This window comes from Pseudomonas sp. PVC-3-1 (assembly GCF_057444315.1).
On sequence record NZ_CM172023.1, the window covers coordinates 1,391,780 to 1,417,486 of the forward strand.

The window sequence follows — 25,707 nt, forward strand, 5'->3', positions numbered from 1 at the left end:
CGAGGTTTTACCGCACCGTCGCATGGTCCATAGTGGTGTCCATCTTCTGGAGAAAGCCATGCCGTTGCCGCCGCTGAAACAACGCTTCGCCGAACTGATCGCCATTCCCTCGGTGAGCTGCACCCAGCCCGCGCTGGATCAGTCCAACCGTCCGGTGGTCGAGTTGCTGGGCAACTGGCTGGTTGACCTCGGCTTTGCCTGCGAAATGCAGCCGGTATCGCCGGGCAAGTTCAACCTGGTCGCGACCCTGGGCAGCGGCCCTGGCGGCTTGGTGCTGGCCGGGCACACCGATACCGTGCCCTACGACGAGGCCCTGTGGAAAAGTGATCCGCTGGGCCTGAGCGAGCGCGATGGGCGCTGGTTCGGCCTGGGTTCCTGCGACATGAAGGGCTTCTTCGCCCTCGTCATCGAAGCTCTGCTGCCGCTGCTGGAGCAGCCGTTCAAGCAGCCGCTGATCATCCTCGCCACCTGCGACGAGGAAAGCTCCATGGCCGGCGCCCGCGCGCTGGCCGAGGCGGGTCGGCCGTTGGGCCGCGCGGCGGTGATCGGTGAGCCGACCAACCTCAAGCCGATCCGCCTGCACAAGGGCGTGATGATGGAGCGCATCGACATCCTCGGGCAGAGCGGCCATTCCTCCGACCCCAGCCTGGGGCGCAGCGCGTTGGAGGCGATGCAGGCGGTAATGGGCGAATTGCAGGGCTTGCGTAGCCAGTGGCAGCGTGAGTTCAACAACCCGCAGTTCAGCGTGCCGCAGCCGACCCTCAACCTGGGTTGCATCCACGGCGGCGACAACCCCAACCGCATCTGCGGCCAGTGCGCTCTGGAATTCGACCTGCGCCCGCTGCCGGGCATGGCTCCGGAGGCTCTGCGTCAGGCCATCCGCGAGCGGCTCAAGCCCGTCGCCGAACGCCACGCGGTGAAGATCGACTACGCGCCGCTGTTCCCGGCCGTGCCACCCTTCGAGGAGCCGGCACAGAGCGAGCTGGTGCGGCTGGCCGAAAGTCTGACCGGGCACACGGCGGAAGCGGTAGCCTTTGGCACCGAAGCACCGTATCTTCAGCAGCTCGGCTGCCAGACCCTGGTGCTGGGTCCTGGCGACATCGCCTGTGCCCACCAGCCGGATGAACACCTCGAGCTCGAGCGCATCGAGCCCACCGTGGAACTGCTGCGCGGACTGATCCGTCATTACTGTCTGTAAGACTGTTGTTCCTGCGTCAGAAACTGTTGATGAAGAGTTGCCTGTAGAGCGCCCCGACAACGGGCCCGACCTATCCAAGAGGAGAAACCTGTCGATGTTCCTGCGACGACGATAACCGCGCCGCCCCTGGCCGTGCCCTCGGCCGCATCCGACAGATTTCCGCCCACTCGAACGACAGGCTTTTCAAGCAATGCACGACTACGTCAACTGGCTGCGCCACGCCTCGCCCTATATCAACTCGCACCGGGACTGCACCTTCGTGGTGATGCTCCCCGGCGAAGGCGTCGAAGATCCCAATTTCGGCAATATCGTCCACGATCTGGTTTTGCTCCACAGCCTGGGCGTGCGTCTGGTGCTGGTACACGGCTCGCGCCCGCAGATCGAGGCGCGCCTGGCCTCCCACGGACTGGCGCCGCGCTTCCACCGTGGCCTGCGCGTCACCGACGCGCCGACCCTGGGCTGTGTGATCGATGCGGTGGGCAGCCTGCGCATCACCATCGAGGCACGCCTGTCCATGGACATGGCCGCCTCGCCCATGCAGGGCTCGCGGATGCGCGTGACCTCGGGCAACTTTGTCACCGCGCGGCCGATCGGCGTGGTCGACGGTATCGACTATCACCATACCGGCGAAGTCCGTCGGATCGACCGCAAGGGCATCAACCGCCAGCTCGACGAGCGCAGCATCGTGCTGCTCTCGCCGCTGGGCTATTCGCCCACCGGCGAAATCTTCAACCTCGCCTGTGAGGACGTGGCCATGCGCGCGGCCATCGACCTGGGCGCGGACAAACTGATTCTCTACGGAGCCGAGCGCGGTCTGATGGACGAGGCCGGCAAGCTGGTGCGCGAGCTGCGCCCGCAGCAAGTGCCGGCGCACCTGGAGCGTCTCGGCACGAGCTACCAGGGCGAACTCCTGGATGCCGCTGCCCAGGCGTGTCGCGCGGGTGTGCGTCGCAGCCATATCGTCAGCTACACCGAAGACGGCTCGCTGCTCAGCGAACTCTTCACCCGCACCGGCAACGGCACCCTGGTGGCCCAGGAGCAGTTCGAGCAATTGCGCGAGGCGGGCATCGAGGACGTCGGCGGCCTGCTGGAGCTGATCCGCCCGCTGGAAGAGCAGGGCATCCTGGTGCGCCGTTCCCGCGAAGTGCTGGAGCGCGAGATCGAGCAGTTCAGCATCGTTGAACGCGAAGGGCTGATCATCGCCTGTGCGGCGCTCTATCCCATCGCCGATTCGGACTCAGGCGAACTGGCGTGCCTGGCGGTGAACCCGGAGTACCGCCACGGCGGTCGCGGCGACGACCTGCTGGACCGCATCGAACAGCGCGCGCGCAACCTCGGCCTGAAGACCCTTTACGTGCTCACCACGCGGACCGCCCACTGGTTCCGCGAGCGCGGCTTCCAGCCCAGCAGCGTGGAGCGCCTGCCGGCGGCGCGGGCGTCGCTGTACAACTACCAGCGCAATTCCCAGGTGTTCGAGAAGACCCTCTGATCAGATGGGCGCGTGCTGCTTCACCGAGTGCCTGATCCGCACCATCAGTGGTAGCGCTTTGCGAGGCGCTGCCTGGGGGCGGCTCTGGTGCTGGCGCAACCGTTTGCTGCCATCGAGCCAGCCGGCTTCCCAGCTGGCGGCCAGGACTTCATGGATGGGGCGGCGAGGCTGTCGTTCGAGCAGCGCTTCCAGATAGCCCTGCTTGTAGGCGGTCTCCAGTTGCTGGAGGGTCCAGGGGGATGAAGGGGGAGACATGAATCGCTTTCCTGAGAAGGCTTGCGCGGATCGCGCCGGTGGTGCCGGTTGCGATCCGCAGGGAGGGGAATTCTCTCCCCGCCCTCACAGGATGCCGATCAGAACTCTTTGAGCTGCATGTCAGCGATTTCTTGCTCCGTCAGACGCTGAGCAGGCCCAGGATGCTCGCCTGATACGCGGCGACGAAGGTGTCGAAATCGCCTTCGGGCTGCTTCTCCAGCTCCGCCTGCTCGGCCAGGGATTCGCTGGCCATGCTTTCGAAGCGTGCCTGCTCCTCGGCCGGCAGCGGTTCGCCCTGCAGGGTGGCGGCATGCTGGCGGCTATAGCGCAGGGCGAAGGCTTCGAAGCTTTCGCCACGCTCGCGCATTTCCGCCAGAACGCGGGCGGACGGAGTCAGGCTGGAATCGGCGATCTTGGCGCGCTGCTCGGCCAGGCTCTGCGCGTGCAGGTCGCTGCCGTTGGCGCGGTCGAGCAGGTCGATGATCGGTGCGATGCCGTCGAGCAGGGCGCTCGCCCATGCTGTCATCTCGATCTGCTGGCCACCACGTTCGAGTTTCAGGCCCGGACGACGACCTTCCTTGACCACCTTGAGGAAGTTGCTGGTGGCCGAGCCGCACTCGCAACCACCCAGCGGTGGGCTGTCGGAGAGTGCGCAGTAGAGCAGGAAGGCGTCGAGGAAGCGTGCTTCGGTGACGTCGATGCCCAGCGGCAGGAAGGGGTTGATGTCCAGGCAGCGCGCCTCGACGTACTGCACGCCACGGGCCATCAAGGCCTGGATCGGGCGCTCGCCGGTGTAGGTGACGCGTTTCGGGCGAATGCTCGAGTAGTACTCGTTCTCGATCTGCAGGATGTTGGTATTGAGCTGCACCCACTCGCCATCGACCTTGGTGCCGACCTTCTCGTACGGCGCGTAGGGCGTACTCACCGCGCGGCGCAGGCTGTCGATGTAGCTGTCCAGGTCGTTGTAGCAGGGCGTCAGGCCGGCCTGGGCGTTGTTCTGGTAGCCCAGGTCGCTCATGCGCAGGCTGGTTGCGTAGGGCAGGTAGAGGGTGTGCTCGTCGAAGGATTCCAGGCCGTGCGGGCGGCCGCGCAGGAAACCGGCGTCCAGCGCAGGCGATGCGCCGAACAGGTACATCAGTAGCCAGCTGTAGCGGCGGAAGTTGCGGATCATCGCGATGTAGCGGTGCGACTGGAAGTCCCGCGCGCTCTTCTCGCTGCCTTCATCTTCGCGCAGCAGCTCCCAGATGCCTTCGGGCAGGGAGAAGTTGTAGTGGATGCCGGCGATGCACTGCATGGTCTTGCCGTAGCGCAGCGCCAGGCCCTTGCGGTAGACGTACTTCAGGCGACCGATATGCGAGCTGCCGTAGCGGGCGATCGGGATGGTCTCTTCATCCGGCAGCTCGCAGGGCATGGACGGGCTCCACAGGTACTCGCCGTCGAGCTTGCCGCTGGCGAAGCGGTGGATTTCGCCCAGCTCGTCCAGGGTCTTCTCGACGCTGGTGGAGGTCGGGGTGATGAATTCCAGCAGTGACTCGGAGTAGTCCGTGGTGATCTGCGGGTTGGTCAGCGCCGAGCCCAGGGCACGTGGATGCGGGGTCAGGGCGAGCTTGCCGCGTTCATCGACGCGCAGGCATTCGCGCTCGATACCGTGCAGGCACTGGGTGAGCAGGGACAGGTTGGCGGCATCGCCAAGCAGGGCCAGGCGGCGGGAGAGTTGGTCGCTCAAGTTGGAAGTCCTTCACACGGCAATCGCCCCACTATGGGGGTGGACTGGGCGGTCTACAAGGGGAGAACAACCGGCGTGGTCGCCTGGCTTTATCGAGGCGCTGCGCCGACGCCCGCAAATCCGGGGCTCCGGCATACAGCATAGGTCAGTTGTCGCGGCGCGAATTACAGCTGGGCGAAGGTGCCTTGTCCCTTGGCGACCAGCTTGTCGCCCTGGTGGATGTCAGCCTCGACCACCAGCGAGCGGCGCCCGGCGTGCAGGACCTTGGCCACACAGCGCACTTCGCCTTCGGATACCGCGCGGATGTAGTTGATCTTGCATTCCAGGGTGACGCTCTGCCGGTCGAAACCATGGGCGCTGGAGCAGGCCAGGCCCATGGTCATGTCCATCAGCGTGAAGAGTGCGCCGCCATGCATGACGTTGCCGCGATTGCGCAGGTGCTCGGCCATTGGCAGCAGCACCTCGGCTTCGCCGTCGGCGACACGGATCGGCTGCACGCCGAGGGTATCGCTGAAGCGGCTGATCATCAGCTCGCGGGCGGGCATCTCGCTCATGGACCCTCCTTACTTCTTCTTCAGTTGCTTGGCGTTGGCGAACAGCGAGGCCATGGCGTTGTTCGCCGGAGCCTTCTCCTGCTGGCGCGGGGCAGCGCTGCGTTCGCCACGCGGCGCGCCGTTGCCGGGACGGCCACCGCCGCGTGGGCCGTCGACCTTCTCGCCTGGGGTGTCGCTCATGCGCATGGACAGGCCGACGCGGTTGCGCGGGATATCCACTTCCATGACCTTGACCTTGACGATGTCACCGGCCTTGACCACTTCGTACGGGTCCTTGACGAACTTCTCCGACAGGGCGGAGATGTGCACCAGGCCGTCCTGGTGGACGCCGATGTCAACGAAGGCGCCGAAGTTGGTGACGTTGGTCACCACGCCTTCGAGCACCATGCCGGGGGTGAGGTCCTTCAGGCTCTCGACGCCTTCCTGGAACTCGGCGGTCTTGAACTCCGGGCGTGGGTCGCGGCCGGGCTTGTCGAGTTCCTTGAGGATGTCGGTGACGGTAGGCAGGCCGAACTGCTCGTCGGTGAACTTCTTCGGGTCCAGGCGCTTCAGGAAGCCCGAGTCGCCGATCAGCGAGCGCACGTCGCGGCCGGTGTCGGCGGCGATGCGCTGCACCAGCGGGTAGGTTTCCGGGTGCACCGCGGAGGCGTCCAGCGGGTTGTCACCGTTCATCACGCGGAGGAAGCCGGCGGCCTGTTCGAAGGTCTTGTCGCCCAGGCGGCTGACCTTGCGCAGGTCGTCGCGGGTGCGGAACGCGCCGTTGGCGTCGCGGTGCGCGACGATGTTCTGCGCCAGGGTGCTGTTGAGGCCGGAAATGCGCGCCAGCAGGGCGGCGGAGGCAGTGTTGACGTCCACGCCGACGGCGTTCACGCAGTCTTCCACCACCGCGTCCAGGCTGCGCGCGAGCTGCAGCTGAGACACGTCGTGCTGGTACTGGCCGACGCCGATGGATTTCGGCTCGATCTTCACCAGCTCGGCCAGCGGGTCCTGCAGGCGGCGGGCGATGGAGACGGCGCCACGCAGCGATACGTCCAGCTCCGGGAATTCCTTGGCGGCCAGTTCGGATGCCGAGTACACCGAAGCGCCGGCCTCGCTGACCATGATCTTGGTGCACTTGAGCGCCGGGTATTTCTTGATCAGCTCGGCGGCCAGCTTGTCGGTCTCGCGGCTGGCGGTGCCGTTGCCGATGGCGATCAGCTCCACCTGGTGCTTGGCGCACAGCGCGGCGAGCACGGCGATGGTCTGGTCCCACTGGTTCTTCGGCACGTGCGGGTAGACGGTGGCGGTGTCCAGCAGCTTGCCGGTGGCGTCGACCACGGCGACCTTCACGCCGGTGCGCAGACCCGGGTCGAGACCCAGGGTGGCGCGCGGGCCGGCCGGGGCGGCCAGCAGCAGGTCGTGCAGGTTGCGCGCGAAGACGTTGATCGCCTCGAGGTCGGCGCCTTCGCGCAGCTCGCCCAGCAGATCGGTTTCCAGGTGGGTGTAGAGCTTGACCTTCCAGGTCCAGCGCACCACTTCGGACAGCCACTTGTCCGCGGCGCGGCCCTGGTTACTCACGCCGAAGCGCTCGCCTATCATGACTTCGCACGGGTGCGAGGTGCCCGGCAGCTCTTCGCCGACCTTCAGGGCGACGCTCAGGATGCCTTCGTTGCGGCCGCGGAAGATCGCCAGGGCGCGGTGCGACGGAGCGTTCTTCAGCGGCTCGTCGTGTTCGAAGTAGTCGCTGAACTTGGCGCCTTCGGTTTCCTTGCCGGGGACCATGCGCGCGGTCAGGGTGGCGTTGTCCTTGAGGAAGCTGCGCAGACGATCCAGCAGGGTGGCGTCCTCGGCGAAGCGCTCCATGAGGATGTACTTGGCACCTTCGAGCACGGCTTTGGTATCGGCGAAGCCCTTCTCGGCATCGACGAAGCGCGCGGCTTCGGTTTCCGGGGTCAGGTTCGGGTCGTTGAACAGGGCATCGGCCAGTTCACCGAGGCCGGCTTCCAGGGCGATCTGGCCCTTGGTGCGGCGCTTCTGCTTATAGGGCAGGTAGAGGTCTTCGAGGCGGGTCTTGGTGTCGGCGAGGTTGATCTCGCGGGCCAGTTCCGGGGTCAGCTTGCCCTGTTCCTCGATGCTGGCGAGGATCGCGCCACGGCGCTCGTCCAGTTCACGCAGGTAGCGCAGGCGCTCTTCGAGCATGCGTAGCTGGGTATCATCCAGGCTGCCGGTGACTTCTTTCCGGTAACGGGCGATGAAGGGGACGGTGGAGCCTTCATCGAGCAGGGCGACGGCAGCGGCGACTTGCTGCGGTTGAACGCGGCCGGAGGGCAGTGCGGAAAGCTCTTCGGCGATACGGGTGTTGATGCTGTCCATAAATCCACCTGGTGAAACCAACAAAATACGGGGCGCATGATCTGCTGCGCGTCGGCATAACTGCGTTGAGGCCAACCGAGAAATGCTCATTGACTGCAGTCAACTGCGCTTTCTCAGCTGTCCTCGCCTTGTTCTGCTCTAGCTCGAAAGATCATGAACAGGCTCATAACAGAGCATCTGGACCGGGTTTCCCGGTCATTCGACAGGCTCTGTGACAACGCCCCGCCGCAAAAGCGCCGCATTATACCCACGACAATTTCACCGGGTGGGCGGCTGGTCGGGGAAAAATCTGCTAACAATGGACAAGCCGTGAAGCACGGCGGCTGGGCGATAATGCCCGCCGAATCAGATTCTGGGAGTTTCCATGAGCAACGCTGCCACCCTGCCGGAAGGCGAAAAGATCCTCGTGGTCGATGACGACGCACGCCTGCGCCGTCTGCTGGAACGCTTCCTCGATGAGCAGGGTTACCGTGTCCGCGCCGTTGAAAACACCGAGCAGATGGACCGCCTGCTGGCCCGCGAATTGTTCCAGCTGGTGGTGCTCGACCTGATGATGCCCGGCGAGGATGGCCTCTCCGCGTGCAAGCGCCTGCGCGACTCGAACAACCAGATCCCGATCATCATGCTCACCGCCAAGGGCGACGAGTCCAGCCGCATCTCCGGCCTGGAACAGGGCGCTGACGACTACCTGGCCAAACCCTTCAACCCGCGCGAGCTGCTGGCGCGGATCAAGGCCGTGCTGCGCCGCCAGGCGCCGCTGGTGCCGGGCGCGCCGGCGGGCGAGGACGAGATCGTCACCTTTGGCGACTATGAACTGCACCTGGCCACCCGCGAGCTGAAGAAGGGCGAGGAAGTGCACATGCTCACCACCGGTGAGTTCGCCGTGCTCAAGGCCCTGGTGCAGCACGCCCGCGAGCCGCTGACCCGCGACAAGCTGATGAACCTGGCCCGCGGCCGCGAGTGGGACGCCCTGGAGCGCTCCATCGACGTGCAGATTTCCCGCCTGCGCCGACTGATCGAGCCCGATCCATCGAAGCCGCGCTACATCCAGACCGTCTGGGGCGTGGGCTACGTATTCGTGCCGGACGGCGCTGCGCGCAAGTGATTCAACCTGTAGGAGCGAGCTTGCTCGCGAACAATGCCTCGCGCCGATGCGGGTTCGCGAGCAAGCTCGCTCCTACAATTCGTGTTCCCTGGTAGTCCGTTCTTGAAAACACCCCTCTGGTTCCCGCAAAGCTTCTTCGCCCGCACCCTCTGGCTGGTGCTCATCGTCGTGCTGTTCTCCAAGGCGCTGACCCTGGTCTACCTGCTGATGAACGAAGACATGCTGGTTGACCGCCAGTACAGCCATGGCGCGGCGCTGACCGTACGCGCCTACTGGGCCGCGGACGAGAAATCGCGGGAGGCCATCGCCCAGTCCGCCGGGCTGAAGTGGGCGCCCCACGAGCAGGGGCAGCCGGAGGAAGTGCACTGGCCGTACACCGAGATCTTCCAGCGGCAGATGCGCATGGAACTGGGCATCGACACCGAGACCCGCCTGCGCATCCATCATCCGTCGATGCTCTGGGTGCGCGCGCCGACCTTGGGTGACGGCTGGATCGGCGTGCCGCTGTACCCGCACCCGCTGCGCGGCCAGCAGATCTGGAGCGTGCTGGGCTGGTTCCTCGGCATCGGCCTGTTGTCCACGGCGGCGGCCTGGATCTTCGTGCGGCAACTCAGCCAGCCGCTCAAGCGCCTGGTCTTCGCCTCCCGCGAGTTCGGCAAGGGGCGCAGCGTGCGCCTGCCCCTGGGGCAGGAAACGCCCAGCGAAATGGCCGAGGTATACCGCGCCTTCAACCAGATGGCCGATGATGTCGAGCAGGCCGGGCGCGAGCGCGAGCTGATGCTGGCTGGCGTCTCCCATGACCTGCGTACGCCGCTGACGCGTCTGCGCCTGTCGTTGGAGCTGATGCCCGACAGTGACCGCGAGATGGTCGAGGACATGGTCCGTGACATCGAGGACATGGACGCCATCCTCGACCAGTTCCTCGCCTTCATCCGCGACGGCCGCGACGAGCCGGTGGAAGAGGGTGACCTCGCCGACCTGATCCGCGAAGTGGCCGATGCCTTCAACCAGACCGGCAACCGCGTGCGCTTGTGCCTGGAAACTCTGCCGCTGTTCCGCTTCCGTCGCGTATCGATCAAGCGCCTGCTCGGCAACCTGATCGAGAACGGCCTGAACCATGGTGGCGGCAAGGTCGAAGTGGCGGCCCACGTGGCCGGCGGTGGCGGCGCGCCCTACGTCGTGCTCAGCGTGCTGGACCGTGGCGCGGGTGTCGATCCGCAGGAACTGGAGAATATCTTCAACCCCTTCTTCCGCGGCGACAAAGCTCGCGGCGGCAAGGGCACCGGCCTCGGCCTGGCCATCGTCAAGCGCATCGCCGAACAGCACGGCGGCAGCATCGAGTTGCGCAACCGCGAGGGTGGTGGCGTGGAAGCGCGCGTCTGCCTGCCGCTGGGCCTGCTGCTGCCGCGCGATGCACATTAAGAGCCTGCTTGCGATCTGCTGCGCGTCGGCATAACGGCGTTGAGGCCAGCCGAGAAATGCTCATTGACGGCAGTCAACTCCGCTTTCTCAGCTGTCCTCGCCTTGTTCTGCTCCAGCTCGCGAGATCGTAAACAGACCCTAATCCCAGCGCAGGGATTTTCCTTCCAGCACCACCTGGCGACCATAGGGCCAGGCGCGGTTGTGCGCGCCGTGGCCGCTGGGCAGGCCATGGTAGAGCGGCACGCCCAGTTGCGCGGCGTACTCGGCGAAGATTTCTTCCAGGCTGTGGGCTACACCCTTGCGCGGGCAATCGGTGAAGGTGCCGAGGCAGATCGCGCCCAGGCGTGCGCCGTGCAGGCTGTTGAGTAGTTGCCAGAGGCTGCGCTCGATGCGGTAGTAGGGCTCGCCGACGTCTTCGAGAATCAGGATCGCGCCGTCGGGTACGTACAGCGCACCTTCGGTGCCGGCCATGCAGGCCAGCGCGGTGAGGTTGCCGCCGATCAGTTCGCCTTCTACAGCCGCTTTCGGCCCTGCCAGATGCTGCACTGCCAGTTTGCCGGGGCCGCCGGCCAGCACATGGCTGATCGAGGCCAGCGAGGCCAAGCGTTCACGCTGCTCGCTGGGGGCGCTCAGCGGCTGCAGGCCCAGTCCGGTAGCGACCATGCCGTGAATCGCCGGCAGCCCCTGCCGATGGAAGGCGCTGAGCAGGATGGAGATGTCCGAGAAGCCGATCAGCGGGCGCGGCGAAGCTGCCTCGATGCGCTGCCAATCCAGCAGCGGGATGAGTTGTCCACAACCGTAGCCACCGCGCAGGCACCAGACGGCGCTGACATCTGTCAGCTCGAAGGCGGCGTGGAAGTCTTCCAGGCGTTGCTCCGGCGTACCGGCCAGGTAGCGGTAGCGGGCGTCGGCGTGTGCGCCCAGGTGGTAGTCGATGCCCTGCACCTCCAATTGACGAAGGGTGGCCTCCAGCACTTCTTCGGCGATCGCCGAGGCCGGCGCGACCAGCGCGACGCGGCCTTCGATGGGCGACCATTTGAGTTCGGCGTGGGGGCGGGAAGCGGGCATGGTTGGATTCCGATTACTTCAGGAGAAACTGTAGGAGCGAGCTTGCTCGCGATGGGTTCCGTGGGGCAATGAAGCTTGGAGCTGGAACTTCGGGGGCTCGGTGCTTCATTCTGATTTGGCTGCCATGCGGCTCCTCACCCTCACCCTGGCTACGGGCCTCGCTCCGAAGGGAGTGGGGACTGATCGGTGCAGGACGAAACCATGGTGTCAGCCGGCACGGACGGCTCCCTCTCCCTCCGGGAGAGGGCTGGGGTGAGGGTAGGACCCGGCGCAGTGCTTGAAGGGAGCTTTATGAGAGTTTGTTCCTGACATCCATGTCGTCACTACGTGCCTCTCTGAGACCCCTGCCAGGCCATCCGTGGCCTGGCGTTCGCCGGCGCGACGCATGCGTCGCGAAGCCCCGGCTCACCCCTTGCCCTTGGTCCGCGCCAGATGCGGCCCGCCATTCTTCTCCAGGTACTCGATGATCACCCCGGCGATGTCCTTGCCGGTGGTGGTCTCGATGCCTTCCAGGCCCGGCGAGGAGTTCACCTCCATGACCAGTGGCCCGTGGTTGGAGCGCAGGATGTCGACGCCAGCCACGTGCAGGCCCATCACCTTGGCGGCGCGGACGGCGGTCATGCGCTCCTCCGGGGTGATCTTGATCAGGCTCGCGCTGCCGCCGCGATGCAGGTTGGAGCGGAACTCACCGGCTGCGGCCTGGCGCTTCATCGAAGCGATCACCTTGTCGCCCACCACGAAGCAGCGGATATCAGCGCCGCCGGCTTCCTTGATGTACTCCTGCACCATGATGTTGTGCTTGAGCCCCATGAAGGCTTCCAGCACGGACTCGGCAGCCTTCTCCGTCTCGCACAGCACCACGCCGATGCCCTGGGTGCCTTCCAGCAGTTTGATCACGAGCGGCGCGCCGCCGACCATCTGGATCAGGTCCGGCACGTCGTCGGGGGAGTGGGCGAAGCCGGTCACCGGCAGGCCGATGCCCTTGCGCGAGAGCAGCTGCAGCGAGCGCAGCTTGTCGCGCGAGCGGGCGATGGCCACCGATTCGTTGAGCGGGAACACCCCCATCATCTCGAACTGGCGCAGTACTGCGCAGCCATAGAAGGTCACCGAGGCGCCGATGCGCGGGATGACTGCATCGAAGCCTTCCAGCGATTGGCCGCGGTAGTGGATCTGCGGCTTGTGGCTGGCGATGTTCATGTAGGCGCGGAGGGTGTCGATCACCACCATCTCGTGGCCACGTTGCTGCCCGGCCTCCACCAGCCGACGGGTGGAATACAGGCGCGGATTGCGCGACAGCACAGCAATTTTCATTGATCACCTGGAAGGGTGGCGGGAACCATGATGAGGGGTTTGTCTTGTACGTAGGTCAGGCCAGGATTGACCACCAGCTGGCCCTGGACCAGGGCCTTGGAGCCTAGCAGCACGCGGTAGCGCATGGTCTTGCGGCAGGCCAGAGTGAATTCCACCGACCAGGCGCGGTCGCCCAGGGCCAGCAGGGTGCGGATCACGTAGCGGGTCTGGGCCTGGCCGTTGGAGCTCTTGATGGTCTTCATCGTCACCACCGGCGCTTCGCAGCGATGACGGCGCTGCACCTGGGTGCCCAGGTGGGCGACGAAGCGCACCCAGCTCTGGCCATTGCGTTTGAACGGCACGATCTCACTGGCATGCAGGCTGGAGGTACTGGCGCCGGTGTCGATCTTCGCGCGCAGGCCGACCATGCCCAGTTCGGGCAGGGCAATCCACTCACGCAAACCAATTACCGACAGCTGGTCGAAAGTCTTCAAGGCTGGTGTCCCCGGCGTTTGCCGGCATTCTAGTCAGGCCGGTTGTACCCCGCCAGCGGGGCGCGGGTACACTCTCAGACCCGCATGACGAGGTTGTGAAGTGAGCGAAAAAGACGACGACAAGGTCCGCCTGGACAAGTGGCTGTGGGCGGCGCGCTTCTTTAAGACCCGCTCCCTGGCCAAGGAAGCCATCGACGGTGGCAAGGTGCATTGCCGGGGCGAGCGCTGCAAGCCGGGCAAGGAGCCGAAGGTGGGCGAGGAGTATGTCATCCGCACCGGTTTCGACGAGCGCACCGTGGTGGTGAAGGCGCTGTCGATGGTGCGTCGCGGTGCGCCCGAGGCGCAGCTTCTTTATGAAGAGACCGCTGACAGTGTGAAGCGCCGCGAAGACGCCTCAGCGATGCGCAAGGCCGGTGCACTGGGCGTGCAGACCGACGGGCGCCCGACCAAGAAGCAGCGCCGCCAACTGTTCAGCTTCCGCGATCAGGAGTGATTCGCCGGTGAGGGCCGCAGGGGCCTCACTGAGAATGGCTTGTGGTCAGCCCGCGACAACGCTCAGGCGGTTGACCAGCGGAATCCTTGCCACGAGGCGGAACAGCGGCTCGGTCCAGCGCACCAGCGCGGCACTGCCCTTGGCGGCGAACGGAGTGAAGCAGCTCCAGGCCAGGGCCACCAGGGCCATCTGTACGCCGCCGATGTAGTCGTCCTGCCCCCAATGCGCGCCGGCCACCAGGCGCGGCAGCATGAACAGCAGCGCCAGGCCCCAGATCACCACCCACTGCAGGGCGTTGCGGGCGAACAGGGTGAGGAACAGTGCCCAGATCAGCAGCACCGAGGCATGGTCGCCGGGGAAGCTGCGGGCGGACTCGTCCTTCACCTCGAACGCGGTGTTTTCCCACTGCGGGAAGAAGTGCTCCAGGCGCACGGCATCCGGCGCGATGCTGGAAATACTCGCGTGCTGCCAGCCGAGCTTGTGGGCGATCTTGGCGTAGAGGATGCGCACCACTACCAGTACGACGGCCGCGCATAAAAAGCCGAAGGTCGCCGCACGGGCCTGGGTGGCCTTGAAAATCCAGTCGCCACGGATCAGCAGGAGCAGCAGGATCACCCCGACCAGCAGGTCGAACGGCCGGGTGCTGGCTACGGCCCAGGTCAGGCGCCACGCTTCGTTGGTCGCCAGCGGCTGGTTGAGCAGGCTGAACAGGCTTAAATCGAACAGGTCCATCGCGCTGCGCGTGGGCTCCCAGAGCCACAGCAGGAGCAGGGCGAGGGCCATCAGGTGACAGGCGATGAAGGGTTTCCAGGACCAGGTGGCTTGGAACGGCGTGGTTTTGTCCATAAAATCGATACCCCCTTACGGAACCACCCGACCGTGGGTGGTGCTGCAAAGCGCGCTTTATATGCCTTTGCCATTAACTTGTCATTTATTTGTGCCTATCGCAGCGTTGTGCTCAGCATGTCCCAAATCGATCAAAGTCAGCGTTTCCTGTTCGACAACACCGATGTCCGCGGTGAGCTGGTGGAGCTCGACCGCAGCTACGCCGAAGTGCTGGCCAAGCACCCCTATCCGCAGCCGGTCGCCCAGTTGCTGGGAGAAATGCTAGCCGCTGCCGCGCTGCTGTGCGGCACCCTGAAGTTCGACGGCCTGCTGGTACTGCAGGCGCGCTCCAGTGGCGCCGTGCCGCTGCTGATGGTGGAGTGCTCCAGTGATCGCGAAGTGCGCGGCCTCGCTCGCTACGACGCGGACGCCATCGGCGATACCGCCGGCCTGCCGGAACTGATGCCCCATGGTGTGCTGACCCTCACCGTCGACCCGAAGAACGGCAAGCGCTACCAGGGTATCGTGCCGCTGGAGGGCGCGACCCTGGCGGACTGCCTGTCGACCTACTTCGCCACGTCCGAGCAATTGCCGACCCGCTTCTGGCTCAACGCCGACAGCCGTCGCGCCCGTGGCCTGCTGCTGCAGCAACTGCCGGCCGACCGCCAGCGCGATGCCGAGTCCCGCGAAGCCAGTTGGCAGCACGTCACCACCCTGGCCGACACCCTCACGGCCGAGGAACTGCTGGGCCTGGACAACGCCACCGTGCTGCACCGCCTGTACCACGAAGACGATGTGCGCCTGTTCGAGCCGCAGCCGCTGGTGTTCCGCTGCAGCTGCTCGCGGGAACGCTCGGCCAATGCGCTGGTCAGTCTTGGACAGGAAGACGCCGAGCGTCTGCTGGCCGAAGAGGACGGCGAGATCGTCATCGACTGCCAGTTCTGCAACCAGCGTTATAGCTTCGACGGTTCGGACGTCGCCCAGCTGTTCTCGGGCGGCGGTAGCCAGACACCGTCAGAAACTCGCCATTGACCGCGTCGATTTGTCCGATAGCCGAACCAATGGCGCTCTCGCCAGATCAGAGGCTGCACGAGAACAGTTCTTTTCTGGCATAATCCCGCGACTTTTTTCCGCGGTAGTGGGAATCAGAAGTCACTACGCAATGTTTGGAGGACTCGGCTTCGGCCGACGGGGACCCACATGACGCAAGCCAATAAAGCCGTTTACACCGACATCAGCGTTGCCCAACTGGTCGAGGAAGCCATTCGCCGCGGCGAAGGCGAACTCGCCGACAACGGCTCGCTGGTCGTACGTACCGGCCACCGCACCGGCCGCTCGCCTGCCGACCGTTTCATCGTCGAAGAGCCGGGCAGCAAGGATTCCATCGCTTGGGGCGCCATCAACCGTCCGTTCCCGGCCGACAAGTTCGATGCCCTGTGGGACCGTGTCCAGGCCTTCAATAACGCCCAGGACCATTTCGTTTCCCACGTCCATGTAGGTTCGGCACACGAGCACTACCTGGCCGTGAAGATGACCACCGCCACCGCCTGGCAGAACCTGTTCGGTCGCGCGCTGTTCATCGAGCCCGAGCAGTACAACCCGGCCGGCCGCGAAGAGTGGCAGGTTCTCAACGTCGCCAACTTCGAGTGCGTGCCCGAGCGTGACGGCACCAACTCCGATGGCTGCGTGATCCTCAACTTCGCCCAGAAGAAAGTGCTGATCGCCGGTATGCGCTACGCCGGTGAAATGAAGAAGGCCATGTTCGGCGTGCAGAACTACCTGCTGCCGGAAAAAGACGTGCTGCCGATGCACTGCGCCGCCAACATCGGCGAAGCGGGCGACGTGACCCTGTTCTTCGGTCTGTCGGGCACCGGCAAGACCACCCTGTCCGCTGATGAAAGCCGCTACCTGATCGGCGACGACGAGCACGGCTGGGGCGAAGGCGTTGTCTTCAACATCGAAGGCGGCTGCTACGCCAAGTGCATCGACCTGTCCGAGAAGAACGAGCCGGTCATCTGGAAAGCCATCAAGTTCGGCGCCGTGCTGGAAAACGTCGTTCTCGACGAAAACCGTACTCCGGATTACGCCGATGACAGCCTGACCCAGAACTCCCGCGCGGCCTACCCGCTGGAGAACGTCGAGAAGCGTTCCGAGCAGAACCTCGGCGGCGAGCCGAATGCCGTGATCTTCCTGACCTGCGACCTGACTGGCGTTCTGCCGCCGGTGTCGATCCTGAACAACGAGCAGGCGGCCTACCACTTCCTGTCCGGCTACACCGCGCTGGTCGGTTCCACCGAAATGGGTTCGGGCGGCGGCATCAAGTCGACCTTCTCCACCTGCTTCGGCGCGCCGTTCTTCCCGCGTCCGGCCGGCGTCTACGCCGAGCTGCTGATCAAGCGCATCAAGGCCTTCGGTTCCAAGGTCTACCTGGTCAACACCGGCTGGACCGGTGGTGGCTACGGTGTCGGCAAGCGCTTCAACATCCCGACCACCCGTGGCGTCATCGCCGCCATCCAGAGCGGTGCTCTGATCGGCGCTGAAACCGAGCACCTGGACATCATCAACCTGGACGTGCCCAAGGCCGTTCCGGGCGTCGAGACCGTCCTGCTCAACCCGCGCAACACCTGGGAAGACAAGGCTGCCTACGACGAAGCCGCCAAGGGTCTGGCCAGCAAGTTCATCGACAACTTCAAGAAGTTCGACGTGAGCGACGCCATCAAGAACGCCGGCCCGCAGCTGTAAGCGAGCCTGTTCTGGAAAGAGCCGCCTTCGGGCGGCTTTTTCATTGGCGCCTCGGAACCGTCCTGCTTCAGGGGCTCTTCGTAGGAGCGAGCTTGCTCGCGAACAGTCCAGCTCCGGTTCGCGAGCAAGCTCGCTCCTACAATGACGCTTTCTAGGCTGGGTGGATGCCCATGAAAGGAGTTATCCCCATGCACGACACCCTCGAACGCGTCTTCGGCTTTCGCCAATTCCGCCCCGGCCAGGAAGCGGCGGTCAGTGCGGTACTGGCCGGGCGCTCGGCGGCGGCGATCTTCCCCACCGGCTCGGGCAAGTCGCTGTGCTACCAGTTGCCGGCGCTGCTGCTGCCGCACCTGACCCTGGTGGTCTCGCCGCTGCTGGCGTTGATGCAGGACCAGCTCGCCTTTCTTGCCCGCCATGGCATCGCTGCTGCCAGCATCGACTCGGCGCAAAGCCGCGAGCAGACAGCGCAGACCATGGCCCGCGCGCGTAGCGGCGAGCTGAAGGTGCTGATGATCTCGGTAGAGCGCCTGAAGAATGAGCGCTTCCGCAACTTCATCAGCGAAGTGCCTATCTCCCTGCTGGTGGTGGACGAGGCGCACTGCATTTCCGAATGGGGGCACAACTTCCGTCCCGACTACCTGAAGCTGCCGGACTACCAGAAGCAGTTCCGTATTCCCCAGGTGCTGCTGCTCACCGCCACGGCGACGCCGGCGGTGATCGCCGACATGCGCGCCAAGTTCGCCATCACCGAGAGCGATGTGGTCACCACTGGTTTCTACCGCGCCAACCTCGACCTGCAGATTGAGCCGATCTCCAGCGCCGCCCGCCGTGCGAGGCTGGTGCAGTGGCTGGGCGAGCGCGCCGGGCAGCCGGCCATCGTCTACGTCACCCAGCAGAAGACCGCTGAGGAAGTCGCCGCGCACCTGGCCGAGCGCGGCATTCCCGCCTGTGCCTACCACGCGGGGATGGAACACCCGGAGCGCGAAGGCATCCAGCGCCGTTTCATGGATGGCTCGCTGAACTGCATCGTCGCCACCATCGCCTTCGGCATGGGTATCGACAAGAGCGACATCCGCCAGGTGGTGCATTACGACCTGCCAAAGTCGCTGGAAAACTACAGCCAGGAGATCGGACGCGCCGGCCGCGATGGCCAGCGCTCGGAGTGCCTGGTCCTGGCCAACCGCGACAGCCTCAACGTGCTGGAGAACTTCGTCTACGGCGACACGCCCGAATGCGAAGGTATCCGTAACGTGCTGGAGGAAATCCGCCAGGCGCCCAATGGCCAGTGGGAAACCATGCTGGTGCCGCTGTCGGACCAGTCCAACATTCGCCAGCTACCGCTCAAGACGCTGTTGGTGCAGCTGGAGCTGCGCGGCATCATCGCACCACGCTTCGCCTATTTCGCCGAATATCGCTACAAACTGTTGATTGATTCCTCCGCATTGCTGAGTCATTTCGAAGGCGAGCGGCGCCAGTTCGTCGAAGCCATCCTCAGCACCTCTGCACGCGCCCGAACCTGGGCGACCCTGGACTTCGACACGCTCTACAGCCGCCATGGCGCCGAGCGCGCGCGGGTGGTGAAGGCGCTGGACTACTTCCAGGAGCGCGGCTGGCTGGAGCTGGAGAGCAAGCAGATGACCGAGGTCTACTCGGTGCGCGACGCGTCCTTCTCTGTGGATAACCTGAGCGAAGAGCTGCACAGCTACTTCAAGCGCCACGAGGAAAGCGAGATCGCCCGCATTGGCGCCATGCTCGACCTGCTGGGCAGCTCGGAATGCCTGAGCTGGCGCCTGGCGCAGTACTTCGGCGACCAGCAGGCGCCGCGCCACTGCGGCCACTGTTCGGTCTGCGCCGGCCGCGTCGCCCGGCTGCCGGAGCCGCCCGCGCTGCCGCCGCTGGACGGCCGGTCACTGCACGACCGCTGTGCCGCCTTCCTGGAAAAATACCGTAGCGCCCGCGGCTCAGAGCCCAGCGCCGACTGCATCACCCGCTTCCTCTGTGGCATCAGCGTGCCGGCCTTCACCCGCATGCGGGCGCGCACCTTGCCGGGCTATGCAACGCTGGAGGACTACCCCTACGCCCAGGTGCGCGACTGGGTTCAGGCGCAGCGCTGAACGCCGGAATACGGCGGCGCCACGCACGACTAAAGGTCGGCGTGATGCCGGCCGGGCTGCTTGTAGGGTGAGGGGAGGAAATTCCTCCTAGACTCACCAGGCACTGCCTGCCCAACGGCCGAGGAGCCCCAAGCATGTCCGTCGAGCATCTGGATGTACTGATCATCGGCGCCGGCCTGTCCGGCATCGGCGCCGCCTGCCATCTGCAGAAGCAATGCCCCGGCAAGTCCTACGCCATCCTCGAAGGCCGCGAGGCCATGGGCGGCACCTGGGACCTGTTCCGCTACCCGGGCATTCGCTCCGACTCGGACATGTACACCCTGGGCTACAACTTCAAGCCCTGGACCGATCCCAAGGCCATCGCCGACGGCCCGTCGATTCTCAACTACATCCGCGAGACCGCCCGCGAATACCGCGTCGAGGACAAGGTGCGCTACCGCCACCGCGTGCTCAAGGCCGACTGGGACAGCAACACGGCGCGCTGGAACCTTACCGTGCAGCGTGGTGACGAGGCGGAGCCGGTGCGGATGAGCGCGCAGTTCCTCTTCATGTGCACCGGCTACTACCGCTACGACGCCGGCTACACCCCGGATTTCCCTGGTCGCGAAAGCTTCGCCGGGCAGGTCATCCACCCGCAGCTGTGGCCGGAAAACTTCGACTACAGCGGCAAGCGCATCGTGGTGATCGGCAGCGGCGCCACCGCCGTCACGCTGATCCCCTCGCTGACCGACAAGGCCGCCCACGTCACCATGCTGCAGCGTTCGCCGTCCTACGTGATCACGTTGCCGGCGAAGGACCCGATCTCCAACTTCCTGCGCAACTTCCTGCCGGAGAAGTGGGTGTATCGCCAGGCGCGGGCGCGCAACGTGACCATGCAGATGATCTTCTTCATGGCTTCCAAGGCGTTCCCCGGCGCGGTGCGCAAACTCATGCTCAAGCTCGCCAACCTGCAGCTGGGCAAGGATTTCGACATGCGCCACTTCAGCCCGCGTTACAAGCCGTGGGATGAGCGTGTGTGCTGCGTGCCCGACGGTGACCTGTTCAAGGCGCTGCGCCAGGGACGCGCCTCGGTGGTCACCGACCACATCGAGCGCTTCACCGAGAAAGGCATCCTGCTCAAGTCCGGGCAGTTGCTGGAAGCGGACGTGATCGTCACCGCCACCGGGCTGGACCTGGTGATGTTCGGCGGCGCCGAGCTGGCCATCGACGGCAAGCCCTTCGAGGTCACGAAGAGCATGGGTTATCGCGGCATCATGCTGCGCGATTTGCCCAACCTCGCGGCCATCGTCGGCTATACCAACGCCAGCTGGACGCTCAAGGCGGACCTTTCCAGCGAGTACTTCTGCCGGCTGATCAATCACCTCGATGCCGTCGGCATGCGCCAGTGCACGCCGCGCCAGACCGATGGCTCGGTGAAGGAAGAGCCCTTCCTCAACCTCAACTCCGGCTATATCCAGCGCGCCGCCGACCGCATGCCCAAGCAGGGCGACCGCACGCCGTGGAAGCTCTACCAGAACTACGCACTGGACCTCGCCCTGCTGCGCTTTGGCAAGGTCGAGGATGGCTACCTGGCCTTCACCTCGCCCAAGCAGCGCCAGGCCACGGCCGCTCCGGTGGAAGCGCTGGAGAGCTGATCCCCGGTCGGAGCCCGCCGGTCCTGGCGGGCTTCGTTCTATCGAGGCATCGGATAGACATTATCGATACGTCGCTCTGCAACAGGGCTGCCTCTCGGCTTACCATGCGCGCCATTCCCGCCCATGCCAGCCAGAGGATTTTCCATGCTGATCGAAGACGCCATCCGCAGCCGCCGCTCCATTCGTGGTTTCGACACTTCCTACGTGATGAGCCGCGAGGAGAAGGACGACCTGCTGCAACAGGCGCTGCTCGCTCCCACCTCGTTCAACCTGCAGCACGTGCGCCTGGTGGAAGTCAGCGACCCGCAGCTGCGCGCACAGATTCGCAAAGCCGGCTGGGACCAGGTGCAGATGACCGAAGCTTCGATGCTGGTGATCGTCTGTGCGCAGGTCGACAGCTGGGAGCAGAACGCCGAGCGCGTGTGGGACGGCGCCCCGGTTGAAGTGAAGAACTACATGGTCGGCGCCATCGACGGCTACTACCGCGACAAGCCGCAGACCCAGCGCGACGAAGCCATGCGCAGCTGCGGCCTGGTGGCCCAGACCCTGATGCTCGCCGCCCGTGGCCGCGGCCTGGACAGCGTGCCGATGGTCGGTTTCGACTTCGATGCTGTGGGCAAGCTGATCAACCTGCCAGCCAACCATGCCATCGGCCTGATGATCGCCGTGGGTAAACAGGCGGTGGAAGCCAAGCCGCGCATCGGCCGCCTGCCGCTGGAAGAGACGATCGTTCGCGATCGCTTCTGATCCCCACGAAACGCGCCTCCGGGCGCGTTTTTCTTTTCGTAGGAGCGAGCTTGCCCGCGAACCAGCCCAACACCAGTGTTTCGGGGGACGTCTGTTCGCGGGCAAGCTCGCTCCTACAACTTGGGCCTGGCCACGTCACTCACTCCGGCGCCGCCTCGACGATCCGCTCCACCAGCCATTGCAGCGCCGCATCCCGCTCGCGCTGGGCGAGATAGACCAGATCCAGGTGGAACTGCCCCACGTCGAATGGCAGCTCCAGCACCTGCAACGGCAGCAACTGAGCGAAATGCGCCGCCAGCCGCGTCGGCAGAACCGTCAGCAGATCCGTGCTCGCCACCAGATGCGCCGCCTGCAGGTAGTTGGGCGTGGTGTAGGCAATCTCGCGCTTGAGCCCCTGGCTGGCGAGCCACTGGTCGACCATGCCCTTGGTCTGCCCGCCGGAAACCCACAGATGCCGCTGGCCGAGGAAGGTCTGCAGATCGATTGCGCCGTCCACCTGCGGATGCCCGCGCCGGGCCAGCAGGCGCAGCGTTTCGCTCGCCCAGGGACGGCGCTGGAAGCGCGCCGGCAGATCCTCGAAGCGGCCCAGCACCAGGTCGAGGTTGCCCTTGTCCAGCGCCTCGGCCGGCAGCGTGGGGGTCAGGTGCTGAATGGCGAGGCTCATGCCAGGCGCCGTGCTGCCCAGACTTTCGAGCAGGTGCGGCATGCACAACGCTTCCACATAGTCGGTCAGCGCCAGGGTGAAGCGCTGGCGGCTGCGTGCCGGGTCGAAGGTATCGCCGCCGGCCAGGCTCTGGCCGATGCGCTGCAGCGCATCGCGAATCGGCGCTTCGAGCTCCAGCGCCCGGGGCGTCGGCTGCATCGCCCGGCCGACGCGCACCAGCAGCGGATCATCGAGCAGTTCGCGCAGGCGGTTCAGCGCGTTGCTCACTGCCGGCTGGCTCAGTGACAGGCGCTCCGCCGCGCGCGAGACGTTGCGCTCGCGCAGCAGCGCGTCCAGGACGCGCAGCAGGTTGAGGTCGAACGTATTCATATTCATCAGCTGAATGCCACTTATCACAACTCAAAATTTCAAAAATAGTACCGCCTTCCCTAAGGTGAGTGGTCTTCAAACGAGCGCTTCAGGCTGACAAGAGGAACAACATGAGCCAGAACATCCGCATCGCCAGCGCCGCCGTCATCGGCGCCGGCACCATGGGCCGGGGCATTGCCATGTGCCTGGCGAACGCCGGGGTGCAGGTCCTGTGGCTGGACAACAACCCGCAGATGCTCACTCAGGCCCTAGGCGCCGTGGCCGACACCTACGCCCACAACGTCCGCCAGGGGCGCATCGACGAGGCCGAGGCGGCCCGCCGCCGTGCGCGCATCTCCCAGGTGGCGAATTACGCGGCGATCCGCGAGGTGGACCTGGTGATCGAGGCGGTGTACGAGAACCTGGAGCTCAAGCAGTCGATCTTCCGCGAGCTGGATGCGGCGCTGAAACCCTCGGCTATCCTGGCTTCCAACACTTCCTACCTGGATGTCGACGCGATCGCCGCGGTGACCTCGCGGCCTTCCCAGGTGCTCGGCCTGCACTTCTTCAGCCCGGCGCACATCATGAAGCTGCTGGAAATCGTGCGCGGCGCGAAGACCGCCCCCGCCGTGCTCGAATCCGCGCTGGAACTGGGCGAGCGCATGGGCAAGGTCAGCGTGGTGGCCGGCAACTGCCACGGCTTCATCGGCAACCGCATGCTGGAAAAATACGTCCAGGAATCGCGCCGGCTGATCCTCGAAGGTTCGTTGCCGCACCAGGTGGATGCGGCGATCCAGGGCTTCGGCTTCGCCATGGGGCCATTCCGCATGTTCGACGTGGTCGGCATCGACCTCGAATGGCGCGCCCGCGAGCTGGCCGGCAAGGGCCAGGACGCGCCGACCGTGCAGGTGGACAACCGCCTGTGCGAGATGGGCCGCTTCGGCCAGAAGAGCGGCAACGGCTTCTACCACTATGAACCGGGCAGCCGCCAGGCCGAGCATGACCCGGAAGTCGACGCCCTGGTAGTGCGCGAATCCGAGCGCCTGGGTTACGCCCGCCGCGACATCGGCGCCGAGGAAATCCTCGAGCGCTGCCTGCTGGCCCTGGTCAACGAAGGCGCGAAGATCCTCGACGAAGGCATCGCCTCCGCCAGTGCCGACATCGACACCGTTTACCTCAATGGTTATGGCTTCCCGAAGGACAAGTCCGGCCCAATGGCCTGGGCCGATGCCCAGGGCTTGCAGAGCGTGCTGGCGCGCCTGCGTGACCTGGCCGGCGAGCACGGCGCGCACTGGCAGCCGGCCGCGCTGATCGAGCGCCTGGCCGCCGCCAATGGCCGCTTCGCCGACGTGAAACAGGAGCGCTTCGCATGAGTTACCAGGCACCCCTGCGCGACATGCGCTTCGTCCTTCATGAGCTGTTCGACGTCAGCGCCCACTGCGAGCTGCTGGGCAACGGCCTCGACCGCGAGCTGATCGACGGCGTGCTGGAAGAAGGCGCGCGTTACACCGGCGAAGTGGTTGCGCCGTTGAACCGCAACAGCGACGAGCAGGGCGCGACCTTGCTCAATGGCGAAGTCACCACGCCCGATGGCTTCCGCGAGGCCTACCGGCAGTATTGCGACAATGGCTGGGCGAGCATGACCGGGCCGACCGAGTTCGGTGGCCAGGGTTTCCCGCAGATGGTTTCGGCCAGCTTCCACGAAATGCTGATGGCCGCCTCGCTGTCCTTCCGCGTCTATTCCGGCCTCACCGAGGGTGCGGTGCTGGCGCTGTACAAGCACGGTGCGGCGGAGTTGCAGTGCGACTACCTGGGCAAGATGGTCAGCGGCGTGTGGACCGGCACCATGTGCCTCACCGAGCCGCAGGCCGGCACCGACCTCGCGCTGCTGCGCACCCGCGCCGAGCCGCAGGCTGACGGCAGCTATCAGGTCAGTGGCAGCAAGATATTCATCAGCGGCGGCGAGCAGGACCTGTCCGAGAACATCGTTCACCTGGTGCTGGCGCGCCTGCCGGATGCGCCGGCCGGGGTGAAGGGCATCAGCCTGTTCCTCGTGCCGAAATTCATCGCCAATGCCGACGGCACGCCCGGCGCACGCAACTCCCTGAGCTGCGGCGCCATCGAGCACAAGATGGGCATCAAGGGCGCGTCCACCTGCGTGATGAACTTCGACGGCGCCACCGGCTGGCTGATCGGCCAGGCCAACCAAGGGCTGGCGTGCATGTTTACCATGATGAACGATGCGCGCTTCCAGGTCGGCCTGCAGGGGCTGGGCATCGCCGAGCGCTCCTGTCAGGGCGCGCTGGTCTATGCCCGCGAACGTCTGCAATCGCGCGCACTGACCGGTGCGGCGGAGCCGTCCAAAGCTGCCGACCCGATCATCGTCCACCCCGACGTGCGGCGCATGCTCTTGACCCAGAAGACCCTCACCGAGGGCTGCCGCATGGTGTCCGCGCTCTGCGCCCGTGAGCTGGACCTGGAGCACGGCCACCCCGAGGCCGAGGCCCGCAAGGCCGCGAGCAAGCGCGCAGCGCTGCTGATCCCCATCGTGAAGTCGTTCTTCACTGATGTCGGCCAGGAGGTGTCCAGCCTCGGCGTGCAGGTCTTCGGCGGCCACGGCTACATCCGCGAGTGGGGCATGGAGCAACTGATGCGCGACAGCCGCATCACCCAGATCTACGAAGGCACCAACGGCATCCAGGCCCTCGACCTGATCCGCCGCAAGTTGCTGGGCGATGGCGGCACGGAGCTGAACGCGCTGATCGGCGAGCTCGCCGCTATCTGTGAAACCGCCGGTGCTCGCGCTGAGCTGGCCGTTCTGGCTGAAACCGTACGTCAGCGCCTGCTGGAGTGGCGCAGCCTGACCAGCGAAGTGATCGCCGCCTGCCAGCGTGACCCACAGGAAATCGGTGCCACTTCGGTGGACTTCCTGCAGTACTGCTCCTACGTGCTGCTCGCCGGACTGTGGGTGCAGGCTGCCGGCGTGGCCCAGGCGAAGCTAGCGGCCGGCGAGGGCGATGCGGACTTCTACCGCGCCAAGCTCGCCAGCGCGGAGTTCTACGTCAAGCGCATCCTGCCGCGCGCCAGCATGCACCGCGAGGCGCTGCTGGGCGGCGCGGATTGCCTGATGGGGCTGGATGCGGAGCACTTTGCGTTCTGATGGCCTGAGGTAAAGAAAAACGCTGCA

21 protein-coding genes are annotated in these 25,707 nt (G+C 65.4%); 12 read left to right on the top strand and 9 right to left on the bottom strand.

The window, feature by feature from the left end; translation table 11 throughout:
* Positions 1-58 precede the first annotated feature (58 nt).
* Together argE and argA are read left to right on the top strand one after the other, a co-directional pair.
* On the top strand, positions 59-1,198 hold the full coding sequence (gene argE, locus AC2T4A_RS06580) for an acetylornithine deacetylase (protein ID WP_416748964.1): 1,140 nt from the start codon (positions 59-61) through the stop codon (positions 1,196-1,198).
* Between the two features lie 190 nt (positions 1,199-1,388).
* The gene (gene argA, locus AC2T4A_RS06585) at positions 1,389-2,687 is read left to right on the top strand and encodes an amino-acid N-acetyltransferase (protein WP_478377696.1); all 1,299 of its coding nucleotides are present in this window, start codon (positions 1,389-1,391) and stop codon (positions 2,685-2,687) included.
* Here the strand turns inward: argA and AC2T4A_RS06590 are convergent, their stop codons facing one another.
* From AC2T4A_RS06590 to AC2T4A_RS06605, 4 genes are all read right to left on the bottom strand, one after another.
* Positions 2,688-2,942: a hypothetical protein gene (locus AC2T4A_RS06590; RefSeq protein ID WP_486742941.1), complete on the bottom strand. Its 255-nt coding sequence runs from the start codon at positions 2,940-2,942 to the stop codon at positions 2,688-2,690. It abuts the gene before it with no gap.
* A 139-nt stretch (positions 2,943-3,081) separates the two neighbouring features.
* Positions 3,082-4,668, bottom strand: coding sequence for a glutamate--cysteine ligase (gene gshA / locus AC2T4A_RS06595; RefSeq protein WP_486742942.1), 1,587 nt, complete (start codon positions 4,666-4,668; stop codon positions 3,082-3,084).
* 164 nt (positions 4,669-4,832) lie between these two features.
* The gene (locus AC2T4A_RS06600) at positions 4,833-5,195 is read right to left on the bottom strand and encodes a PaaI family thioesterase (protein WP_416749141.1); all 363 of its coding nucleotides are present in this window, start codon (positions 5,193-5,195) and stop codon (positions 4,833-4,835) included.
* Positions 5,196-5,231: 36 nt separating this feature from the next.
* Positions 5,232-7,574 (bottom strand): Tex family protein, encoded by a 2,343-nt coding sequence (locus tag AC2T4A_RS06605; protein WP_486742943.1) that lies wholly within the window; start codon positions 7,572-7,574, stop codon positions 5,232-5,234.
* Positions 7,575-7,938: 364 nt separating this feature from the next.
* Between AC2T4A_RS06605 and ompR the strand changes: the two genes are divergently transcribed.
* Positions 7,939-8,679, top strand: coding sequence for an osmolarity response regulator transcription factor OmpR (gene ompR / locus AC2T4A_RS06610; protein ID WP_416748974.1), 741 nt, complete (start codon positions 7,939-7,941; stop codon positions 8,677-8,679).
* Positions 8,680-8,781: 102 nt separating this feature from the next.
* Positions 8,782-10,101 (top strand): ATP-binding protein, encoded by a 1,320-nt coding sequence (locus AC2T4A_RS06615; RefSeq protein ID WP_416748976.1) that lies wholly within the window; start codon positions 8,782-8,784, stop codon positions 10,099-10,101.
* A 138-nt stretch (positions 10,102-10,239) separates the two neighbouring features.
* Here the strand turns inward: AC2T4A_RS06615 and AC2T4A_RS06620 are convergent, their stop codons facing one another.
* From AC2T4A_RS06620 to rimB, 3 genes are all read right to left on the bottom strand, one after another.
* A complete protein-coding gene (locus AC2T4A_RS06620) occupies positions 10,240-11,169 on the bottom strand; it encodes a S66 peptidase family protein (protein ID WP_416748978.1) in 930 nt (309 codons plus the stop codon).
* A 405-nt stretch (positions 11,170-11,574) separates the two neighbouring features.
* Entirely contained in the window at positions 11,575-12,480 is a 906-nt protein-coding gene (gene rimK, locus AC2T4A_RS06625) for a 30S ribosomal protein S6--L-glutamate ligase (protein ID WP_184587846.1), read from the bottom strand.
* The gene (gene rimB / locus AC2T4A_RS06630; RefSeq protein ID WP_478377701.1) at positions 12,477-12,953 is read right to left on the bottom strand and encodes a retropepsin-like aspartic endopeptidase RimB; all 477 of its coding nucleotides are present in this window, start codon (positions 12,951-12,953) and stop codon (positions 12,477-12,479) included. Before rimB ends, rimK begins: the two co-directional genes overlap by 4 nt.
* Before the next feature lie 100 nt (positions 12,954-13,053).
* On the opposite strand from rimB, the gene AC2T4A_RS06635 reads away from it, so the two are divergent.
* Positions 13,054-13,446 (top strand): RNA-binding S4 domain-containing protein, encoded by a 393-nt coding sequence (locus AC2T4A_RS06635; RefSeq protein ID WP_416748980.1) that lies wholly within the window; start codon positions 13,054-13,056, stop codon positions 13,444-13,446.
* Positions 13,447-13,491: 45 nt separating this feature from the next.
* On the opposite strand, the gene AC2T4A_RS06640 is transcribed toward AC2T4A_RS06635, so the two are convergent.
* Positions 13,492-14,292, bottom strand: a complete 801-nt coding sequence (locus AC2T4A_RS06640; protein ID WP_486742944.1) for a phosphatase PAP2 family protein — start codon at positions 14,290-14,292, stop codon at positions 13,492-13,494.
* Between the two features lie 117 nt (positions 14,293-14,409).
* On the opposite strand from AC2T4A_RS06640, the gene hslO reads away from it, so the two are divergent.
* From hslO to AC2T4A_RS06665, 5 genes are all read left to right on the top strand, one after another.
* Complete coding sequence (hslO, locus tag AC2T4A_RS06645; RefSeq protein WP_416748984.1) at positions 14,410-15,303, top strand: Hsp33 family molecular chaperone HslO; 894 nt, start codon at positions 14,410-14,412, stop codon at positions 15,301-15,303.
* A gap of 168 nt (positions 15,304-15,471) precedes the next feature.
* A complete protein-coding gene (locus tag AC2T4A_RS06650) occupies positions 15,472-17,013 on the top strand; it encodes a phosphoenolpyruvate carboxykinase (protein ID WP_416748986.1) in 1,542 nt (513 codons plus the stop codon).
* A gap of 188 nt (positions 17,014-17,201) precedes the next feature.
* Entirely contained in the window at positions 17,202-19,127 is a 1,926-nt protein-coding gene (locus AC2T4A_RS06655) for a RecQ family ATP-dependent DNA helicase (protein WP_486742945.1), read from the top strand.
* A 134-nt stretch (positions 19,128-19,261) separates the two neighbouring features.
* Positions 19,262-20,761 (top strand): flavin-containing monooxygenase, encoded by a 1,500-nt coding sequence (locus AC2T4A_RS06660; protein ID WP_486742946.1) that lies wholly within the window; start codon positions 19,262-19,264, stop codon positions 20,759-20,761.
* Positions 20,762-20,905: 144 nt separating this feature from the next.
* Positions 20,906-21,508, top strand: coding sequence for a nitroreductase family protein (locus AC2T4A_RS06665; protein ID WP_416748992.1), 603 nt, complete (start codon positions 20,906-20,908; stop codon positions 21,506-21,508).
* A 139-nt stretch (positions 21,509-21,647) separates the two neighbouring features.
* On the opposite strand, the gene AC2T4A_RS06670 is transcribed toward AC2T4A_RS06665, so the two are convergent.
* Complete coding sequence (locus AC2T4A_RS06670; protein ID WP_416748994.1) at positions 21,648-22,547, bottom strand: LysR family transcriptional regulator; 900 nt, start codon at positions 22,545-22,547, stop codon at positions 21,648-21,650.
* 104 nt (positions 22,548-22,651) lie between these two features.
* Between AC2T4A_RS06670 and AC2T4A_RS06675 the strand changes: the two genes are divergently transcribed.
* Positions 22,652-23,893 carry a 3-hydroxyacyl-CoA dehydrogenase gene (locus AC2T4A_RS06675; protein ID WP_486742947.1) on the top strand — a complete coding sequence of 414 codons (1,242 nt, stop codon included), beginning with the start codon at positions 22,652-22,654 and terminating at the stop codon, positions 23,891-23,893.
* Positions 23,890-25,680 (top strand): acyl-CoA dehydrogenase C-terminal domain-containing protein, encoded by a 1,791-nt coding sequence (locus AC2T4A_RS06680; protein ID WP_486742948.1) that lies wholly within the window; start codon positions 23,890-23,892, stop codon positions 25,678-25,680. Before AC2T4A_RS06675 ends, AC2T4A_RS06680 begins: the two co-directional genes overlap by 4 nt.
* Positions 25,681-25,707 lie beyond the last annotated feature (27 nt).

What these genes read in the sequence shown, in the direction of transcription:
- argE (WP_416748964.1), top strand. Translation starts at nt 59, where the DNA reads ATGCCGTTGCCGCCGCTGAAACAACGCTTCGCCGAACTGATCGCCATT.
- argA (WP_478377696.1), top strand. Translation starts at nt 1,389, where the DNA reads ATGCACGACTACGTCAACTGGCTGCGCCACGCCTCGCCCTATATCAAC.
- AC2T4A_RS06590 (WP_486742941.1), bottom strand. Translation starts at nt 2,942, where the DNA reads ATGTCTCCCCCTTCATCCCCCTGGACCCTCCAGCAACTGGAGACCGCC.
- AC2T4A_RS06600 (WP_416749141.1), bottom strand. Translation starts at nt 5,195, where the DNA reads ATGATCAGCCGCTTCAGCGATACCCTCGGCGTGCAGCCGATCCGTGTC.
- AC2T4A_RS06605 (WP_486742943.1), bottom strand. Translation starts at nt 7,574, where the DNA reads ATGGACAGCATCAACACCCGTATCGCCGAAGAGCTTTCCGCACTGCCC.
- ompR (WP_416748974.1), top strand. Translation starts at nt 7,939, where the DNA reads ATGAGCAACGCTGCCACCCTGCCGGAAGGCGAAAAGATCCTCGTGGTC.
- AC2T4A_RS06620 (WP_416748978.1), bottom strand. Translation starts at nt 11,169, where the DNA reads ATGCCCGCTTCCCGCCCCCACGCCGAACTCAAATGGTCGCCCATCGAA.
- rimK (WP_184587846.1), bottom strand. Translation starts at nt 12,480, where the DNA reads ATGAAAATTGCTGTGCTGTCGCGCAATCCGCGCCTGTATTCCACCCGT.
- AC2T4A_RS06640 (WP_486742944.1), bottom strand. Translation starts at nt 14,292, where the DNA reads ATGGACAAAACCACGCCGTTCCAAGCCACCTGGTCCTGGAAACCCTTC.
- hslO (WP_416748984.1), top strand. Translation starts at nt 14,410, where the DNA reads ATGTCCCAAATCGATCAAAGTCAGCGTTTCCTGTTCGACAACACCGAT.
- AC2T4A_RS06650 (WP_416748986.1), top strand. Translation starts at nt 15,472, where the DNA reads ATGACGCAAGCCAATAAAGCCGTTTACACCGACATCAGCGTTGCCCAA.
- AC2T4A_RS06655 (WP_486742945.1), top strand. Translation starts at nt 17,202, where the DNA reads ATGCACGACACCCTCGAACGCGTCTTCGGCTTTCGCCAATTCCGCCCC.
- AC2T4A_RS06660 (WP_486742946.1), top strand. Translation starts at nt 19,262, where the DNA reads ATGTCCGTCGAGCATCTGGATGTACTGATCATCGGCGCCGGCCTGTCC.
- AC2T4A_RS06665 (WP_416748992.1), top strand. Translation starts at nt 20,906, where the DNA reads ATGCTGATCGAAGACGCCATCCGCAGCCGCCGCTCCATTCGTGGTTTC.
- AC2T4A_RS06670 (WP_416748994.1), bottom strand. Translation starts at nt 22,547, where the DNA reads ATGAATATGAATACGTTCGACCTCAACCTGCTGCGCGTCCTGGACGCG.
- AC2T4A_RS06675 (WP_486742947.1), top strand. Translation starts at nt 22,652, where the DNA reads ATGAGCCAGAACATCCGCATCGCCAGCGCCGCCGTCATCGGCGCCGGC.
- AC2T4A_RS06680 (WP_486742948.1), top strand. Translation starts at nt 23,890, where the DNA reads ATGAGTTACCAGGCACCCCTGCGCGACATGCGCTTCGTCCTTCATGAG.